The sequence below is a fragment of the Acidovorax sp. 99 genome (genome assembly GCF_003096455.1).
Lineage (GTDB): Bacteria > Pseudomonadota > Gammaproteobacteria > Burkholderiales > Burkholderiaceae_C > Acidovorax > Acidovorax delafieldii.
Genome location: NZ_QEKU01000001.1, coordinates 1,923,734 through 1,941,187, shown reverse-complemented (window position 1 = coordinate 1,941,187; position 17,454 = coordinate 1,923,734). Strand labels below are relative to the sequence as shown.

Annotated in this window: 15 protein-coding genes; 4 read left to right on the top strand and 11 right to left on the bottom strand. The window is 65.9% G+C overall.

All coding sequences use genetic code 11. The features are described from left to right. Positions 1 to 260 precede the first annotated feature (260 nt). Complete coding sequence (locus C8C95_RS09110; protein WP_116748366.1) at positions 261 to 1,922, top strand: L-lactate permease; 1,662 nt, start codon at positions 261 to 263, stop codon at positions 1,920 to 1,922. Between the two features lie 118 nt (positions 1,923 to 2,040). On the opposite strand, the gene C8C95_RS09105 is transcribed toward C8C95_RS09110, so the two are convergent. From C8C95_RS09105 to C8C95_RS09095, 3 genes are all read right to left on the bottom strand, one after another. Beyond that, entirely contained in the window at positions 2,041 to 3,105 is a 1,065-nt protein-coding gene (locus C8C95_RS09105) for a porin (RefSeq protein WP_243415662.1), read from the bottom strand. Positions 3,106 to 3,199: 94 nt separating this feature from the next. Further along, positions 3,200 to 4,198: a tripartite tricarboxylate transporter substrate binding protein gene (locus C8C95_RS09100; RefSeq protein ID WP_116748364.1), complete on the bottom strand. Its 999-nt coding sequence runs from the start codon at positions 4,196 to 4,198 to the stop codon at positions 3,200 to 3,202. A gap of 78 nt (positions 4,199 to 4,276) precedes the next feature. Beyond that, complete coding sequence (locus C8C95_RS09095; RefSeq protein ID WP_116748363.1) at positions 4,277 to 5,368, bottom strand: 4-oxalomesaconate tautomerase; 1,092 nt, start codon at positions 5,366 to 5,368, stop codon at positions 4,277 to 4,279. A 190-nt stretch (positions 5,369 to 5,558) separates the two neighbouring features. Between C8C95_RS09095 and C8C95_RS09090 the strand changes: the two genes are divergently transcribed. Further along, positions 5,559 to 6,500 (top strand): LysR family transcriptional regulator, encoded by a 942-nt coding sequence (locus C8C95_RS09090; RefSeq protein WP_116748362.1) that lies wholly within the window; start codon positions 5,559 to 5,561, stop codon positions 6,498 to 6,500. Next, positions 6,497 to 7,666: a tRNA 2-thiouridine(34) synthase MnmA gene (mnmA, locus tag C8C95_RS09085; RefSeq protein ID WP_116748361.1), complete on the top strand. Its 1,170-nt coding sequence runs from the start codon at positions 6,497 to 6,499 to the stop codon at positions 7,664 to 7,666. Before C8C95_RS09090 ends, mnmA begins: the two co-directional genes overlap by 4 nt. Before the next feature lie 137 nt (positions 7,667 to 7,803). Here the strand turns inward: mnmA and C8C95_RS09080 are convergent, their stop codons facing one another. From C8C95_RS09080 to C8C95_RS09065, 4 genes are all read right to left on the bottom strand, one after another. Next, positions 7,804 to 8,517 (bottom strand): Bax inhibitor-1 family protein, encoded by a 714-nt coding sequence (locus C8C95_RS09080; RefSeq protein WP_116748360.1) that lies wholly within the window; start codon positions 8,515 to 8,517, stop codon positions 7,804 to 7,806. Positions 8,518 to 8,622: 105 nt separating this feature from the next. Then, positions 8,623 to 9,597: a hypothetical protein gene (locus tag C8C95_RS23835; RefSeq protein WP_243415661.1), complete on the bottom strand. Its 975-nt coding sequence runs from the start codon at positions 9,595 to 9,597 to the stop codon at positions 8,623 to 8,625. Continuing rightward, the gene (gene ssb / locus C8C95_RS09070; RefSeq protein WP_056056677.1) at positions 9,578 to 10,132 is read right to left on the bottom strand and encodes a single-stranded DNA-binding protein; all 555 of its coding nucleotides are present in this window, start codon (positions 10,130 to 10,132) and stop codon (positions 9,578 to 9,580) included. Before ssb ends, C8C95_RS23835 begins: the two co-directional genes overlap by 20 nt. 126 nt (positions 10,133 to 10,258) lie before the next feature. Beyond that, positions 10,259 to 11,437 carry an MFS transporter gene (locus C8C95_RS09065; protein ID WP_099731735.1) on the bottom strand — a complete coding sequence of 393 codons (1,179 nt, stop codon included), beginning with the start codon at positions 11,435 to 11,437 and terminating at the stop codon, positions 10,259 to 10,261. Positions 11,438 to 11,654: 217 nt separating this feature from the next. On the opposite strand from C8C95_RS09065, the gene uvrA reads away from it, so the two are divergent. Next, positions 11,655 to 14,750, top strand: coding sequence for an excinuclease ABC subunit UvrA (gene uvrA / locus C8C95_RS09060; RefSeq protein ID WP_243415660.1), 3,096 nt, complete (start codon positions 11,655 to 11,657; stop codon positions 14,748 to 14,750). Positions 14,751 to 14,775: 25 nt separating this feature from the next. Here the strand turns inward: uvrA and C8C95_RS09055 are convergent, their stop codons facing one another. From C8C95_RS09055 to C8C95_RS09040, 4 genes are all read right to left on the bottom strand, one after another. Then, positions 14,776 to 15,348, bottom strand: coding sequence for a DUF1439 domain-containing protein (locus C8C95_RS09055; protein ID WP_116748358.1), 573 nt, complete (start codon positions 15,346 to 15,348; stop codon positions 14,776 to 14,778). 210 nt (positions 15,349 to 15,558) lie between these two features. Next, the gene (locus C8C95_RS09050; RefSeq protein ID WP_056056666.1) at positions 15,559 to 15,810 is read right to left on the bottom strand and encodes a hypothetical protein; all 252 of its coding nucleotides are present in this window, start codon (positions 15,808 to 15,810) and stop codon (positions 15,559 to 15,561) included. A gap of 155 nt (positions 15,811 to 15,965) precedes the next feature. Continuing rightward, positions 15,966 to 16,466 (bottom strand): GNAT family N-acetyltransferase, encoded by a 501-nt coding sequence (locus tag C8C95_RS09045; protein ID WP_116748357.1) that lies wholly within the window; start codon positions 16,464 to 16,466, stop codon positions 15,966 to 15,968. A gap of 65 nt (positions 16,467 to 16,531) precedes the next feature. Next, complete coding sequence (locus C8C95_RS09040) at positions 16,532 to 17,410, bottom strand: PA4780 family RIO1-like protein kinase (RefSeq protein ID WP_056742748.1); 879 nt, start codon at positions 17,408 to 17,410, stop codon at positions 16,532 to 16,534. Between the last annotated feature and the right edge of the window lie 44 nt (positions 17,411 to 17,454).

The following is a 17,454-nucleotide window of genomic DNA, read 5'->3' as shown; positions in this document are numbered from 1 at the left end:
GTTGGCGACTGCGTGCGGAGCGCGCAACGCGCCACTTGCAACAGGCTGACGCCGTTGCTCCGGGTAAACGCGCAGTCCGAGCCCCGGTGACCCGTCAATTCCCTATGGAGGCTGGGGACTTGAAATTAATTACACCGCCAGTGGACCGCATTTCAAGAGAGACACCGGCGCTTTCCCGAAGAATCCGCTGGCGAACCTGGCACCGGCGACTGCTGCGCCAGCATTTTTTCACTTCAACCCTTTCCGAACGGAGACAGGCCATGATCTGGCAACAAATCTACAACCCGGCGGGCAATATGGTTGCGTCCACCGCGCTGGCCGCGATCCCGGTGATCATCATGCTGGCCGCCCTGGGGTTCTTTCACATCAAGGCCCACATCGCTGCCGGCATGGGGCTCATCGCAGCGCTGGTGGTGGCCATATTCGCTTATGGCATGCCCGCCGAGATGGCGGGTCGCGCTGCCTTGTATGGCGGTTTTGTGGGGCTGCTGCCAATTGGCTGGATCGTGCTGAACATCATTTTTCTGCACCAGCTGACCGAGCAGAACGGTAGCTTCAAGGTGCTGCAGGACTCGCTGTCCAACATCACGGAAGACCGCCGCATCCAGCTGCTGCTGATCGCATTTTGCTTTGGCGCATTCTTTGAAGGGGCCGCCGGTTTTGGCACGCCCGTGGCAGTCACTGCCGCGATCCTGATCGGGCTGGGCTTCTCGCCACTCGCTGCCTCGGGGCTGTCGTTGATCGCCAATACCGCCCCCGTGGCGTTTGGTGCACTGGGCACGCCAGTGATCACGCTGGCCAAGGTGCACGGCTACGACCTGATGGAGGTGACGGCCATGATCGGCCGCCAGCTGCCCTTCTTCTCGGTGCTGGTGCCGTTCTGGCTGATCTGGGCGTTTGCCGGGCGCAAGGCGATGTGGGAAATCTGGCCCGCCATTCTGGTCGCCGGTGTGTCGTTTGCCATTCCGCAGTTCCTGGTCTCCAACTACATCGGCCCTGAGCTGGTGGACATCATTGCGGCCATCGTCTCCATGGCGAGCCTGATCGCGTTCCTGCGCGTGTGGCAGCCCAAGAAGATCTGGACCTCGCCCTCGATGCGCGGCCACGACCCCAGTGCCGGCGAAACCAAGCCCGCCCAGGCCCCGGTGCGCTATTCACGCGCCCAGCTGATCAATGCCTGGATGCCCTGGGTGATCCTGTCGGTGTGTGTGTTTGTCTGGGGGCTGCCATCGGTCAAGGCATGGCTCAATGGCATTTTCTCGCCAGCCTTCCCGATGGACGGGCTGCACAACCTCATCGAGAAGATGCCGCCTGTGGTGCCCAAGCCCACCAAGGAAGGCGCGGTCTACACGCTGAACCTGCTGTCGGCCACTGGCACGGGCATCTTGCTGTCTGCGCTGGTCAGCGCCCTGCTCATGCGCTACAGCCCCGTGGCCATCGTCGGTACGTTCTTCCGCACCATCTGGCTCGTGCGCTATTCGCTGCTGACCATCGTGCTCATGCTGGCGCTGGGCACGCTCACCCGCTACTCGGGCACGGACACCACCCTGGGTCTGGCGTTCGCGAACACCGGCGTGTTGTATCCCTTCTTTGGCACCCTCATGGGCTGGCTGGGGGTGGCGCTGACGGGGTCGGACACGGCCTCCAACGTGCTGTTCGGTGGCATGCAAAAGGTGGCGGCCGAGCAGCTGGGCCTTTCGCCCAATCTCATGGGCGCCGCCAACAGCTCGGGCGGCGTGATGGGCAAGATGATCGATGCGCAGTCGATCGTCGTGGCCTCCACCGCCACCCGCTGGTTCAACCATGAAGGGGACATCCTGCGCTTCGTCTTCTTCCACTCGATTGCGCTGGCCTGTCTGGTGGGGCTGCTGGTAAGCCTGCAGGCCTACGTGTGGCCCTTCACCTCGATGGTGGTGCGGTAGCGGGTAGGTTGCCCCACCCGCCACCCTTCGGCGGGTGTTCTTCGTGCCGCAGGCTGGCTTTGGGGGCCAAGCCTCTGCCAACCCTGTGCCCAGCACCCGCTGCGTTGTGGTGCCGCACTCAGAACGTATGCACCACACCGGCGGAGATGCCGGTGGCCGTGGCCTTGTTGGCCGTGCCCTGGAAGCCGTTGCGCCAGCGGGTGTTGTCCAGCTCGGCATACACCTTGGTGCGGCGCGAGAGCTTGTATTCGGCAAACGCCACCAGGCGGCCGTAGCCGTCGTCGGCGGCGCCGGTGCGCGAGCGGTCCACCTTGTAGTAGGCCGCTGTGAGGTCCACCCACGGGGTGGCCGCCCAGGTGCCGCCGGCGGACAACACGCGCTGCACAGTGAAGCGGCCTGCCGCCGTTTCGGCCTTGTTGCGGCCGGCATTGGCGGCCAAGCGCACGTTGCCCCACTGGTACGCGGCGCCCAGCGTGGTGGCGTCCAGTGCGCGTTTGTTGGTGTCGTTGAAGCTCTGGTAGGCGCCGGATACCACGAAGCCATCCGCAGCCCAGGCCAGGCCCACGCCGCGTGACGACAAGGCCGAGGCCTGCGATGCGACCTCGCCAACGCCCCACATGGCACGCGCCGTGAAGCCGCCGAAGCGGCCCGTGTACTTCAGTGAATTGTCCAGCCGGTACGAGCCCGAGTTGGCGCCTGCGCTGCCGTACTCGATGCCCAGGCCATGCTGGCTCAGTGCCGTCACGCCGATGTTGGGGTTGAAGCTGGCAAAGCGCATGGCCAGCGGGTCCACGGGCGAGATGGCGTCGGCCAGCGTCGTGGTCTGGCGGCCCAGGGCCAGCGTGCCCCAGCCGCCCTGCAGGCCCACCCAGGATGCGCGGTCGAAGTATTTGGTGGCGTTGGCCGGGGCACCCGTGTCGGCGTTGAGGCCGCTCTCCAGGTTGAACAGCGCCTTGGCGCCGCCGCCCAGGTCTTCACTGCCCCGCAGGCCCCAGCGGCTGGTGGTGTGGATGCCGCTGCCCAGGCTGCGGCTGGAGCCGGCCGTGGGCGCGTTGGATGCGGTGAGACCGCTGCCGTTGCGCAGGCCCAGGTCCACCACGCCGTACAGCGTCACGTCGGTGCCTTGTGCCATCGCGCAGTGGCCGACCAATGCAGCGCAGGCCGCTGCCATCCTTGTTTTCATGGGTGTCTCCTCTTGTTGAAATGCGGGCATGTGTGCCGCTGAGGGGCGGTGGCGCCCCTCTCCCTCTATTTCCCAGAGCCTTCTTCGCAGGGGCTCAATCGGGTGTGAGCTGGGCCTTGACCACCACACCCTTCCACTTGGCGAGTTCCTGCTTCACCGTCAGGGCCAGTTGCTCGGGCGTGCTGGTGTCCACCACCGCGCCTTGTTCCTCGATGCGGCGCACCACGTCCTTGTCGGCCAGTGCGGTGTTCAAGGTCTTGTTGAGCAGGTCGATCACCGGGCGGGGCGTCTTGCCGGGTGCGAACAAGGCGTACCACTGGGTGATCTCCACACCCTTGATGCCTGCCTCCTCCAGCGTGGGCACATCGGGCAGCAGGGATGAGCGCTTGGGCCCGGCCAGCGCCAGGGCGCGCAGCTTGCCGCCCTTCACGTGCGGGTAGGCCGAGAACAGGCTGGGAAACATCACCTGCGTCTGCCCGGCCATGGTGTCGTTCATCGCGGGCGCCGCGCCCCGGTAGGGCACATGGGCCATCTGGGCGCCGCTTTCCAGCTTGAAGATCTCGGCCGAAAAGTGGGGGGCCGTGCCGTTGCCGGCCGATGCGTAGTTGAAGTCGTGGGGCTTGGCCTTGCTCAGCGCCACCAGCTCGCTCACCGTCTTGACGGGCACCTTGGGGTTCACCACCATCAGCGTGGGCGAGTAGCTCACCATGCCGATGGGCTCGAACTGCGTGATGGGGTCGTAGCGCAGCTTCTGCAGCGCGGGACTCATGCCGTGAGTGCCGATGTAGCCGAACAAGATGGTGTGCCCGTCGGGTGCCGCACGGGCCACGTATTCGGCCGCAATGGCGCCGTTGGCCCCGGCCTTGTTCTCCACGATGACCTGCTGGCCCAGCAGGGTGGAGAGCTTGATGGCCACCACGCGTGCCATGCCGTCGTTGCCGCCTCCTGCGGCGGTGGGCACGACGAGCGTGATGGGCTTGTCGGGGTAGGCCGCATGGGCGGCACCGGCGGCCCAGAAGGCGCTGGACGCGAGCGCCAGCGCCGCCGTGGCCAGTGCCGTGCGGCGCGTGGTGGAGTGAATGGAACGGGTCATGGTTTGTCTCCTGTCGTAATGGTTGGAATCGTTGAAGTAGTGAGAAGGGCGCAGCGCAAGCGGTGCCCTGAAGAGCGCTCAGTGCGCGGGGGCGCTTTCGGGCACGAACAGCGTGCCTTCCAGAATCTTTCGGGCGGTGCGCACCAGCGCGGCCTGCACCAGCTTGAACTGGCCGTCCATCTCGCTGAGCTCCACCTCCACCTGGATGCGGCCTGCCGGGTGCTGCACTTCCACGCGGCGCAGCCCGGCGGCGGGTGCATGCCGTTCGTCGGTGGCCACGGTGCCCGGCAGTACCGAGGCCGCCGCCACGCCAATCGCGCCCGTCACCGCATGCGAGCGGTGGCACTGGTGGGGGGTGAAGTAGCGCGACACCACGCTGCCCGGCGATGTGCCCGGCGACACGATCACCGGCTTGGGCAGCACGCTGTGGGTCACATCGCCCATGCCCATGCGCTGGCCTGCGTCGAGGCGCAGGGCCTCCAGGCGGGCGAGCAAGGCGGTGCTGGCGTCCAGCTCGGCGGGTGTCTCGTCGCCGCGCAGGCCCAGGTCGGCGGCGCGCACCAGCACCATCACCTGCGCGGCGTCGATGCAGGTGACCTGCAGGCCCTGGATGCTGTCGATGCGCTGGCCGGTGGGAAAGATCTGCCCGGTGACGGCGCCCCAGGCGTCCAGGAAATTCATCAGCACCGGGGCGGCCGTGCCCTGCACGCCGTCGATGCGCACATCACCGTCGTAGTGCACCTGGCCGCCCGCTGTGCACACCTGCACATCGATGCGGGAGCGGGTGTTCACGTTGTAGACCCGCACCGTGGTGGTCTGGCCTTCGCGGTCTGCGGGGACCAGCCCCTGCTCGATGGCGAAGGGCCCCACACCGGCCAGCATGTTGCCGCAGTTGGGGCGGGTGTCCACGCGGGCCTCCTGCACGCTGACCTGGGCAAACAGGTAGTCCACATCGCAGTCGGGCTGCGTGGAGCGCGAGACGATGGCGACCTTGCTGGTCAGCGAGTTGCCCCCGCCCAGGCCGTCGATCTGCAGCTCGTGCGGCGATCCCAGGGCCGCAATCAGCGTGCGGTCGCGGGCTTCGGGGTCGCGCGGCAGCCAGTCGGCCAGGAAGAACGGCCCCCGGGAAGTGCCGCCACGCATCAGAACGCAAGGAATGTTGGTGCTCATGGGTCGGCATGGTGCGACGCCTTCGCTGATCTGTGAATTGCATTGTTGGCAACGATTGATGCATGCTGTGCAATAGGCTGTAGTGGCTTGTACATGCTCCAATCACGGCCGTGAATTGCAATGTTCTGATCGTTTGATGCACGGCTTGCAACGCTGAAAACACCCCGAAGCGCACTGGAGGGACGCCGCGATGAACAACAAATTCGACCTTGCCGACATCCAGGCCTTTGCGGCGGTGGCCGAGCTGCAGAGCTTTCGTGCGGCGGCCGAGGCCATCCACCTGTCGCAGCCCGCGTTCAGCCGCCGCATCGACAAGCTCGAAGAAGCCCTGGGTGTGCGCCTGCTTGACCGCACCACGCGACGCGTCACGCTCACGGCTGTGGGCCGCGACTTTGCGCGCAAGACCCGCGTGTGGCTGGACGATCTGGACGGCATGCTCATGGGCCTGGGCGATGTGGCCGCGCGGCGCATGGGCGAGGTCACGATTGCCTGCGTGCCGTCGGCCGTGTATTACTTCCTGCCGCAGGTGGTCAAGCGCTACCACGAGCGGTTTCCGAAAATCCGCGTCAAGGTGCACGACGCCAGCGCCAACGAGGTGCTGGTGGCCGTGGCGCAGGGCGATGCGGACTTTGGCCTGAACTTCATCGGCAGCCAGGAGGCCGAGATCGAGTTCAAGCCCGTGCTGGCCGAGCGATTTGTGGCTGCCTGCCGGCGCGACCATGTGCTGGCGCGCCGCAAGAAGGTGAGCTGGGCCGAGCTGGGCCAGCACGACTTCATGTCGGTGGGCAAGACGTCAGGCAACCGCCTGCTGATGGACCTGGCACTGGCCAATGTGCCCGACCGGCCCCAGTGCCTGTACGAGGCCAAGCACGTGACCACGCTGCTCGGTCTGGTGGAGGCGGGCCTGGGCGTGGCGGCCGTGCCCAGCCTGGCCATGCCGGGCAAGGACCACCCCACGCTGGTCAGCATCCCGCTCGTGGAGCCCATCGTCACGCGGCAGATGGGGCTGATCAAGCGCCGGGGCAAAACCCTTTCGCCCGCCGCGCAGCAGCTGTATGACCTGCTGGTGGCTACGCGTTCTGCGCGCCCGCGCAGTGCCCCGTCGGCATCAAAAATACAATCGGGGCAATGACTTCCCCTACCAAACAGCGCGTTGTCGTCGGCCTTTCCGGCGGCGTGGACTCGGCCGTGACCGCCTACCTGCTCAAAAAGCAGGGCCATGAGGTGGTCGGCATCTTCATGAAAAACTGGGAAGACGATGACGACAGCGAGTACTGCTCGTCCAACATCGACTTTGTGGACGCAGCCGCTGTGGCCGATGTCATCGGCATCGAGATTGAGCACGTCAACTTCGCGGCCGACTACAAGGACCGCGTGTTCGCCGAGTTCCTGCGCGAGTACCAGGCCGGCCGCACGCCCAACCCCGACGTGCTGTGCAATGCCGAGATCAAGTTCAAGGCCTTCCTGGACCACGCCATGCGCCTGGGGGCCGAGAAGATCGCCACGGGCCACTATGCGCGCGTGCGCCACAACCCGGCCACGGGCCTGCACGAGCTGCTCAAGGGGCTGGACCCGAGCAAGGACCAGAGCTACTTTCTGCACCGCCTGAACCAGGCGCAGCTGTCCAAGACGCTATTTCCTGTGGGCGAGCTGCACAAGACCGAGGTGCGCCGCATCGCCGAGGAAATCGGCTTGCCCAATGCCAAGAAGAAGGACTCCACGGGCATCTGCTTCATTGGTGAGCGGCCGTTCCGCGAGTTTTTGAACCGCTACATCAGCCACGCGCCCGGCCCCATCCTGGACGACCGGGGACGCAAGCTGGGCCAGCATGTGGGCCTGAGTTTCTACACCCTGGGCCAACGCCAGGGCCTGGGCATTGGCGGCGTGAAGGAAAAAGGCGCCCAGCGCGGTGGCGGCGCGCATGAGCCCTGGTTCGTGGCCCGCAAGGACCTGGAGAAGAACACGCTGCGTGTGGTGCAGGGGCATGACCACCCCTGGCTGCTATCGCACCGCCTGATGGCGCAGGACGTGAGTTGGTGCGCCGGCCAGGCCCCGGCGCCCGGCGCCTATGCCGCCAAGACGCGCTACCGCCAGCAGGACGCCGGGTGCGTGCTGGAAGCTGTGCCCGACGGCTTTGCGCTGCAGTTCCCGGACGCCCAGTGGGCCGTGACGCCCGGGCAGAGCGCGGTGCTGTACGACGGTGATGTCTGCCTGGGCGGTGGCGTGATTGCTGCCGTGGAAGGGCTGCCGCAGCCCACCGGCAATGCGCCTGCTGTGCAGCCGGCCATGGCCCGTTGATACTTCAAAATTGATAGCTGTCAGGGCAATGGAATCTAGCGCTTGCGCCTGATTTTTCTTGAAACGCATCTTTCCAGATGCAAAAAAGCCGGGGCGGTGATCGCTCCGGCTTTTTTGTGGGGCTGTGCCCTGGTGTGTCAGTCGTCGTTCGTGGCCAGGCTGATCAGGATGCGCAGCACGTACCAGAGCATGAGCGCAATCGATGCGAACAGGTGCAGCGCTGCGCCGGCGGGGCGGTCTGCAGGGTAGTCGTGGATGATGCGCGAGGTGTCGTACAGCACGCAGGCGCCCGCAAACAGCACCATGAGCCCTGAGAACCAGATGCCCAGCTTGAAGCCGAAGATGGCGCCCGCGATGATGGTGCCCAGTGCCACCAGGCCCGCCACCTTCATGATGCCGCCCAGGAACGAAAAATCGGTCTTGCTGCTGAACGCCGTCCAGGTGAGCGCCGCCACCAGCAGCAGCGTGATGAAGGCGGCAGCGCCGATGGCGCCGGGCACCAAAAGCTGGGCAATGCCGAACATCGGGGCAAAGATGAGCCCTTCCGCCAGCACGTAGAGGCCCAGGCCCATCAGCTGTGTCTGAGGGTTGTCCGAGTTGTCGGCCAGGTGCGATGCCAGCCAGCCCACGAGCATGAAAGCGCCCATGACCCCCAGCCACAGGAATTTGCTACCGCTGGCCATGAGCATCTTGGCCGCGGCGGTGGAAAGTCCGCTCACCATCAGCACCGCCGACAGCACGACAAAGGCCAGAATGGCCACGCCCAGGTGCTTGTAGGTGGAGACGATGAAATCGCGCCGCTCCATCGGAGCGCCTGCTGGGGTTTGTGGTGACAGTGCGTTGGGGTTCATGGTGTGTGGTCCTCCGTAGTGAGCGCAGGTCTGCGCAAACAATGGGAGGAGCGCGCCCCGGGCGCTGCCCCTCCCTCCCTCTCTCTTTTTTATGGGGTATGGCCGTCAGGCTGCGGCCAGCTGCTGTGCGTTATCGGCGGCGCGCAGCTTGCGGTTGGACCACACGCCGGCAGCCCCTACCAGGGTCAGCAGGATGGCGAAGATCCAGGTGCCTGCGCCGCTGAAGGATTGCGCGGAGGAGGCGGCTTCGGCCTGCAGACGCTGCTTGGTGGTGTCGTAGCTGATGACGGTCGCACCGCCGGCCGAGACTTCATAGACCAGGTCGCTGTCGCTGCCGTCGACCAAGGCGGTGACTTTTTCATCGATCAGGTTGCCCACCAGCTGCTGCGGCGTGCTGTGGTCGATGCGCAGCTTGCGTGCCTCGGCGCCTGCGGTGTCGGGCTGGACCGTGATTTCGTAGTATTTCTTGGTCGCGCGGCGCTTGCGCTTGACGGTGACTTCAGAGGCCTGCGTCACCGTGCCGGACACGGTTTGCAGGCTTTCGCGTGCCACATAGGCGTGGCCGTCTTCCGCCTTCCAGCCACTGTACACCGACAGTGCGATCAGCCCGGGGCCAGCCAGTAGCAGCAGCCACGCATAGCCAGTGACAAATATCAAAATCTTGCGCACGAACCCAGGCATCACGACCCTCTCTCTCTTTGGAATATTGGTTTTTGGTAATTGCTGGCCGCCGGGCTTTGCACCTCTTTGGCGCGCCAGGCAGCGATGATCTTTGATATTTCCGTATCGGATGTAAGGAATTGTTGGTGTGTGGCGCCTGCACCGAACTGGACAAAACGGAGAAGCGGCGCGCACCAGCGCCGTTGTAAAAGTCATCACCTCCAGGCGCTGGTTAGCCTTGGTAAGTTGGGTTGACTCCAGCACCTCTTGTTGCGAGTTGCTACGTTTTGACGCCCACAGGCGACGGTTTCTAGGGGATTGCCGGTGCGTGGCGCACAGGAAAAAAAAAGCCCGCACCTTGCGGATGCGGGCTTTGGATTGAATCCGGTGCCGGAGGCTGTCAGAACGGGATGTCGTCATCCATGTCGTCGAAGCCGGAGGCCGCGCGCGGTGCCTGTGCCACAGGGGCGGGTGCTGGGCGCTGTGCGGGGGCGGCCATGGGGCGCGGCGCTGGCGCGGCACGGCGCGGGGCCTGGTCGTAGCCACCCTGGTCGCCACCGTAACCGTCGTCGTATCCACCGCCTTGCTGTCCGCCGCCCTGTCCGCCACCGCCCATGCCCTGGCGGCTGCCCAGCATCTGCATCTGGTCGGCGCGGATTTCGGTGCTGTACTTTTCAACGCCGCTCTGGTCGGTCCACTTGCGGGTGCGCAGGCTGCCTTCTACATACACCTGCGAGCCTTTGCGCAGGTACTGGCCGGCGATTTCGGCGAGGCGGCCGTTGAAGACCACGCGGTGCCACTCGGTGGCTTCCTTCATTTCGCCAGACTGCTTGTCTTTCCACTTGTCGGTGGTGGCAATCGTCACGTTGGCCACCTGATCGCCACTGGGGAAGGTGCGCATTTCAGGATCGCGGCCCAGGTTGCCGACGATGATGACTTTGTTTACGGATGCCATGGTGCTGTCTTTGCCTTTAAGGGATAAAAGCGCCGGATTTGGAGAGAGATTCCAGGCGCCAAACGCTCCATTGTGCCGCAACCGGGGGGCAATGGAAGCCCTGACGGCGTGGCACGGCTTGGCGGTTCAGTGCCCGCCACGCCCCACGGGCCGCAGCGGCCAGGTCAGCACCAGCCACAGAGCCGTGAGCGCCGTGGTCACGGCAAACAGACCTGGAGCCCCAGCCCATTTCACCAGCGCGCCACCCATCGCACCGCCCGCAAACAGGCCCAGAGACTGCAGGGTGTTGTAGCTGCCCAGCGCGGCGCCGCGCAGCTGGGCTGGCGCCATGCGCGACACCAGGCTGGGCTGGCTGGCCTCCAGCGCATTGAATCCGCAGAAAAAGACGAACAGCAAAGGCCCCAGCACCCACAGCGTGGCAGGCACACCGCTGGCCGCCAGCAGGCCCAGCCCCGCCTGCACCACCAGTACCAGGGCAATGGCTCCGAGCAGGGCTGCGCGCAGTCGGCCCGCACGCTCCAGCGCAAACAGCCCGCCCATGGCGGCAAACGACAGCACCACGGCGGGCAGGTACACCTGCCAGTGGTGGTCTTTGGTGAGTCCTGCCTGTACCAGCATCGCGGGCACGGCCACCCACATGGACAGCTGCACGGTGTGCAGCACAAACACGCCGAGGTTCAGGCGCAGCAGGTCAGGGTGTCCCCACACATCGGCCAGGCGGCCCCGGGGGGCGTTCCGATGCAGCGCAGGCTCGGGCGGCACCCACCACACCACCACGGCCACACCGGCCAGAGCCAGCGCACAGGTCAGGCCAAACAGCCCCGCCAGGCCGATATGGGCAGCCAACATCGGTGCCGCCACCAGCGCCACGGCAAACATCAGCCCGATGCTGCCGCCCACGAGCGCCATCGCCTTGGTGCGCACACTGTCGCGTGTCTGGTCGGCCAGCAGCGCGGTCACGGCTGCAGATACGGCTCCCGCGCCCTGCAGCGCCCGGCCCAGCAGCAGTCCGGTCAGAGAATCCGCCAGCGCAGCCATCAGACTGCCGCCTGCGAAGACGAGCAGGCCGAGCACGATCACCCGCTTGCGCCCGAAGCGGTCGGAAGCGATGCCCAGCGGCAGCTGCAGGACTGCCTGCGTCAGGCCATAGATGCCCATGGCCAGACCTACCAGGGCAGGATCGTCGCCACCGGGGTACTTGCGTGCCTCCAGGGCAAACACGGGCAGCACCAGGAACAGGCCCAGCATGCGCAGCGCAAAGATCAGCGCCAGGCTGATGCTGGAGCGGCGCTCCAGCGGGGTCATCTGGGTACTGGGGGTGGGTTGCCGGGAGGCGGCGGTGGCTGACAGGGAAGGAGAATCCGGCACGGTGGTGCGCTAAGGCCCGAAGAAGCAAAACCGGGATTTTCGCCGATTGGCTGGGTGGCTGCTCGAAGGCCTCCAAAGCGTGGTGCGCAGGGACGCGGTGCAGGCCTGGCGGGTAATGCTGGAGTGCTACGCCAGAAAGCGTGGGTGACCTATCATGGTGGGTTTTCCTGCACCGAGCCCGCCCGTGACCCCTCCCCCTGTTGCCGATGACCGATCCGCCGATGGTGTCTACCTCGCCCGCGCCCTCCGCGAGCAGCGCATCAGCATCCGGGGGGCGCGCACGCACAACCTCAAGAACATCGACTTGGACATTCCGCGCAACCAGCTGGTGGTCATCACGGGGCTGTCGGGCTCGGGCAAATCCAGCCTGGCGTTCGACACGCTGTATGCCGAGGGCCAGCGGCGCTATGTGGAGAGCCTGTCGGCCTATGCACGGCAGTTCCTGGGGCGGCTGGACAAGCCGGATGTGGACCTGATCGAGGGCCTGTCGCCCGCCATCAGCATCGAGCAGAAGGCGACCAGCCACAACCCGCGCTCCACCGTGGGCACGGTGACCGAGATCCACGACTACCTGCGTCTGCTCTACGCCCGCGCGGGCACGCCGTTCTGCCCCGACCACGGCCTGCCGCTGGCGGCGCAGACGGTGAGCCAGATGGTGGACGCCGTGCTGGCCTTGCCAGAGGACACCAAACTCATGGTGATGGCCCCCGTGGCACGCGAGAAAAAGGGCGAGTTCACCGAGCTGTTTGCGCAGATGCAGGCGCTGGGCTACATCCGCTTTCGGGTCGATGGGCAGATCTACGAGCACGAGAACCTGCCGCCGCTCAAGAAGACCGAGAAGCACGACATTGACGTGGTGATCGACCGGGTGAAGGTGCGCGCTGACCTGCAGCAGCGCCTGGCCGAGAGCATTGAGGCGGCCCTGCGCGTGGGCGGCAACGAGGGCAATGGCCGCGTGCTGGCGCTGGAGATGGACACGGGCCAGGAGCACCTGTTCAGCAGCAAGTTTGCGTGCCCGGTGTGCAGCTACTCGTTGGCCGAGCTGGAGCCGCGCCTGTTCTCGTTCAACTCGCCGATGGGCGCCTGCCCGGCGTGCGACGGCATTGGCCAGCGCGAGGTGTTCGACCCGGCGCGTGTGGTGGCCTTCCCGTCCCTCAGCCTGGCCAGCGGGGCCATCAAGGGCTGGGACCGGCGCAATGGCTACTACTTTGCGATGCTGGAGAGCCTGGCGCGGCACTACACCTTCGATATCGAGGCGCCGTTTGAGTCACTTCCCGCGCCGGTGCAGCACGCCATCCTGCACGGCTCTGGTGATGAAGAAATCGCCTTCAGCTACATCATGGACAGCGGGGCCTCCAAGGGCAAGGTGCACACCAAGAAGCACCCCTTCGAAGGCATCATCCCCAACATGGCGCGCCGTTACCGCGAGACGGATTCGGTGGTGGTGCGCGAAGACCTGGCACGCTTTCGCAGCACCCAGCCCTGCCCCGAATGCCACGGCGTGCGCCTGCGCCGCGAGGCCCGCCATGTGAAGGTGGGCGAAGGCACGCAGGCCCGTGCCATCTACGAAGTGAGCCACGCCACGCTGAGCGACGCGCACGCATGGTTCCACTCTTTGCAGCTCACTGGCGCCAAGGCCGAGATTGCCGACAAGGTGGTGCGCGAGATCGCCACGCGCCTGCAGTTTTTGAACGACGTGGGCCTGAGCTACCTGAGCCTGGACCGCAGCGCTGAAACGCTCAGCGGTGGAGAGGCGCAGCGCATTCGCCTGGCCTCCCAAATTGGATCGGGCCTGACGGGCGTGATGTACGTGCTCGACGAGCCCAGCATTGGCCTGCACCAGCGCGACAACGACCGGCTGATCGCCACGCTGCAGCACCTGCGCGACATCGGCAACAGCGTGATCGTGGTCGAGCACGACGAGGACATGATGCGCGCCGCCGACCATGTGATCGACATGGGCCCCGGTGCGGGCGTGCATGGCGGGCGGGTGATGGCGCAGGGCACGTACGACGAAGTGCGCGCCAATGCGCAGTCGCTCACGGGCCAGTACCTTTCAGGTGCACGCACCATCGCCGTGCCAAAGCGCCGCACGCCGTGGCTGCCGGTGCTGGACCAGCCTGCACCCGTGGTGGAGGCCAAGCCCAAGTCGCGCTTTCCGCAAACCGAAGCCAGCAAGCGCCGCGCCGAACGCATGGCCGAACACCACGCGCGCCAGGGCGCCGTGCAGGCGCTGCGGGTGGTGGGTGCCACGGGCAACAACCTCAAGGGGGTGACGGTGGACTTCCCGGTGGGGCTGCTCACCTGCGTGACGGGCGTGTCGGGCTCCGGCAAGAGCACGCTGGTGAATGACACGCTCTATGCCGCCGTGGCGCGGCAGGTGCACCGTGCGCATGAAGAACCGGCCGAGCACGAAGAGATCGTAGGCATCGAGTATTTCGACAAGGTCATCAATGTGGACCAAAGCCCCATTGGCCGCACGCCGCGCAGCAACCCCGCCACCTACACCGGCCTGTTCACCCCCATCCGCGAGTTGATGGCCGAGACCAACACTGCCAAGGAACGTGGCTACGGCCCGGGGCGCTTCAGCTTCAACGTGTCGCAGTCTTCGGGCGGTGGCCGTTGCGAGGCCTGCCAGGGCGACGGCGTGGTGAAGGTGGAGATGCACTTCTTGCCCGACGTGTACGTGCCCTGCGACATCTGCCACGGCCAGCGCTACAACCGTGAGACGCTGGAAGTGCTGTGGAAGGGCAAGAACATTGCGCAGATTCTGGAGCTGACGGTGGAGGACGCTGCGGCCTTCTTTAAGGACGTGCCGACCATCGCCCGCAAGCTGCAGACGCTGCTGGATGTGGGCTTGAGCTATATCCGCCTGGGCCAGGCGGCCACAACCCTGTCGGGCGGCGAGGCGCAGCGTGTGAAGCTGGCGCAGGAGCTGAGCAAGCGCGACACCGGCCGCACGCTCTACATCCTGGACGAGCCCACCACCGGCCTGCACTTTGCCGACATCGACCTGCTGCTCAAGGTACTGCACCAGCTGCGCGATGCGGGCAACACCATCGTGATCATCGAGCACAACCTCGATGTGATCAAAACCGCCGACTGGCTCATCGACATGGGCCCCGAGGGCGGCGCGGGTGGTGGCACCGTGGTGGGTGTGGGTACCCCAGAAGAGCTGGCTGCCAACCCTGCCAGCCATACAGGACGTTATCTGGCTCCGTATCTGAACAAATTCAAATCGCCCGCCTGAGCGCGCGGGCTGACAGGGCAGGTTCTCAGGGTGCCTTGCTCACAAACGCCACGGTCAGCCCTTTGGCCGTCACAGTGATTGGCCCTGGCTGCAGGCCCAGACCGTCGAACACCGCCGTGTCTTGCGGGCGCAGCTGGTGCAGCGTGACCTCGCGCAGCGACTGCTCGGCCAGCTGCGGGCCGTAGGCGTTGAGCAGCTCGGTCACCGCCGGGCGCAGGCTGGGAAACTCCATGCGCCCCAGCTGGATCTGGTGGGCGCGCAGCGTGCGGTCGCTGGCCTCGTAGCGCAGCGCAAACTCCACCTCCAGGCTGCCCTGGTGGCTGCGCCGCAGCGCCGGGCCGGCCACATCCAGCGCCATGACTGCGCCCAGCCGGTTCACTTCGGGCAGCAGGCGCAGGTGGGGCGCCTGCACGCTCAGGTTGAACAGGCCTTGTACCGGCACGTTGCGCGGAAACTTGGGGTCCACCATGGCCTGCAGTTGGGCCAGGGGCACGGTGTAGCTGGGCTGCGCCAGCGCGCCCCGCGCCACCAGCAGCACCGCGCCGCCCAGGGCGATGCCCCGGGTGGCGTGGGTCAGGAATCGTCGGCGATGCAGCATGGGTGCTTTCCGTCAAAACCGTTGTGACACCGCGGTAGCAAAAAGGTGCCCAAGGCTTGCTGCAGGCGTTGTTACCAGAAGTTTGTGGATTTTGTGGCGATAGCGCCAGTGCTATATGCCTTGGGTGCTATCAAAATAGTTGCATTTACACGCGGGATGCGGGATGGCGGTGGCGGGGCTCGCCCGCCACCGGTGCGACCAGCGCCGCGCTCAGCGCCCCACGACCGACCAGCCCGCCCGCTGGTTGTTCTTGTCGTTCTCGTACTCCCACGCGGTGCCGCAGCGGTCGCACACATAGCGGGTGATGGTGACGGTGCCGTCCTCACGGTCTTCCTTGCGGTTGCCGCGCTGCACCAGCTCGGCATGGCCCGGCGCCTTGCGCCAGTTGCGCTGGATGCCCTGGCAGGGCTCGCACAGGGCCATGGGTTTGAGTTCGTTCTGTCGGGCCAGGTCTTTGGTCATGGGGTGGCAGCCGTCGTGGCTGGTATGTGGGTGGGTTTGTGTGTGCGGGGCGGCTACTGTAAGGCACCTGCAGGTGCAGGGGCACAGCGCTGTGGTTTCATTTCAAGCCAAATTGGCCTCTGGCGCTTGATTGATAAGCGCAAGCAGCTATCAAATCAGGACTGATCCCTCAGGCGGGCCGCCAAGGCCTTGGCCATGCGCGCGTTGTGCAGCACCACGCCCGCACGCTCCACCTGCTGGCGCGCTTCCACTACGAAGCCCTGGGCTGCAAAAAAAGGCTCGGCGGTCAGGCTGACATGCGCGTACAACTGCGTGATGGCGCGCTGCGCCGCTTGCGCGTGAATGTGCGCCATCAGCGCCCGGGCCACGCCCTGTCGTGCGAACGCCGGGGCCACGAAGAACATGTCGATATAGCCGTTGGCCTGCAGGTCGGCAAACCCGGCGATGGCGCCCCTGCTCTGCGCTTGCGCGATGAAGGGCTGGTTGGCACGCATGCGCTCTGCCCACTGTGGGGCGTCATGGTGCAGTGGAGCCCAGGCGGCGAGTTGTTCGGCGGTGTAGTTCTTGCAAGCCAAGCCATGCACCGAGGCATGGAAAACTGCGCGCAATGCAGGTTCGTCGCCGGGGCAGAAGTTGCGGATGGGGATGGATGGCATGGCGGGCAAGCGGCACAGAAAAAAGGCCGCGATGGTGCCACAGCCCTGCGCGGATGGGGAAGACGTCAGCCCGCCGCCATGCGCAGCCTGCGCGCTGCATCTTCGTCGCGCGCGTCGTCAATCTCGCGCAGCACGGCCTGCATGTCCACATCGGCATGCGTGGGCGCATAGATGCCGGTGAGCGGCGTCTCGTTGCTCAGCAGCCCGCTCTGGTACAGGCTCCAGATTTCGGGGCCGTATTGGGTGGTGCGCAGCTCGGGGGCAAACTGGCCGAAGAAGTCGCGCAGGTTGGCCACGTCGCGCAGCAGCATGCGCTGGGCGTGGTTGTTGCCCGCAGCGTCCACGGCCTGGGGCAGGTCGATGATGACGGGGCCGTCGTGGCCCGCCTCTTCACCTTCTGTGCCAGGCAGGTGGGCCAGCAGGATGTTGAACTCCGACAAGTCCCCATGCACCACCCCCGCACACAGCATGCGCACCACCTCGGCCACCAGCGTGGCGTGGTGGGTGCGCGCGTCTTCGGGCGTGAAGCTCACATCGTTCAGGCGCGGGGCGGCATCGCCGTGGGCATCGGTCACCAGCTCCATCAGCAACACGCCGTCATGAAAGTTGTAGGGCTGCGGCACGCGCACGCCGGCGGCGGCCAGGCGGTAGAGCGCATCGACCTCGGCGCTTTGCCAGGCGGCCTCTTGCTCTTGCCGGCCAAACTTGCTGCCCTTGGCCATGGCACGGGCCGAGCGCGAGTTCTTGACCTTGCGGTTCTCGGTGTAATCCACGGCTTGGCGAAAGCTGCGGTTGTTCGCTTCTTTGTAGATCTTGGCGCAGCGCGTTTCGTCACCGCAGCGCACCACGTAGACCATGGCCTCCTTGCCGCTCATGAGCTGCCGGACCACGGTGTCGATCAGGCCTTCCTCGATGAGGGACTGCAGGCGGGGGGGAGCTTTCATCGGTGCATTTTGCCCGTGTCGCGCAATCCCCCGGCGGACCGTGT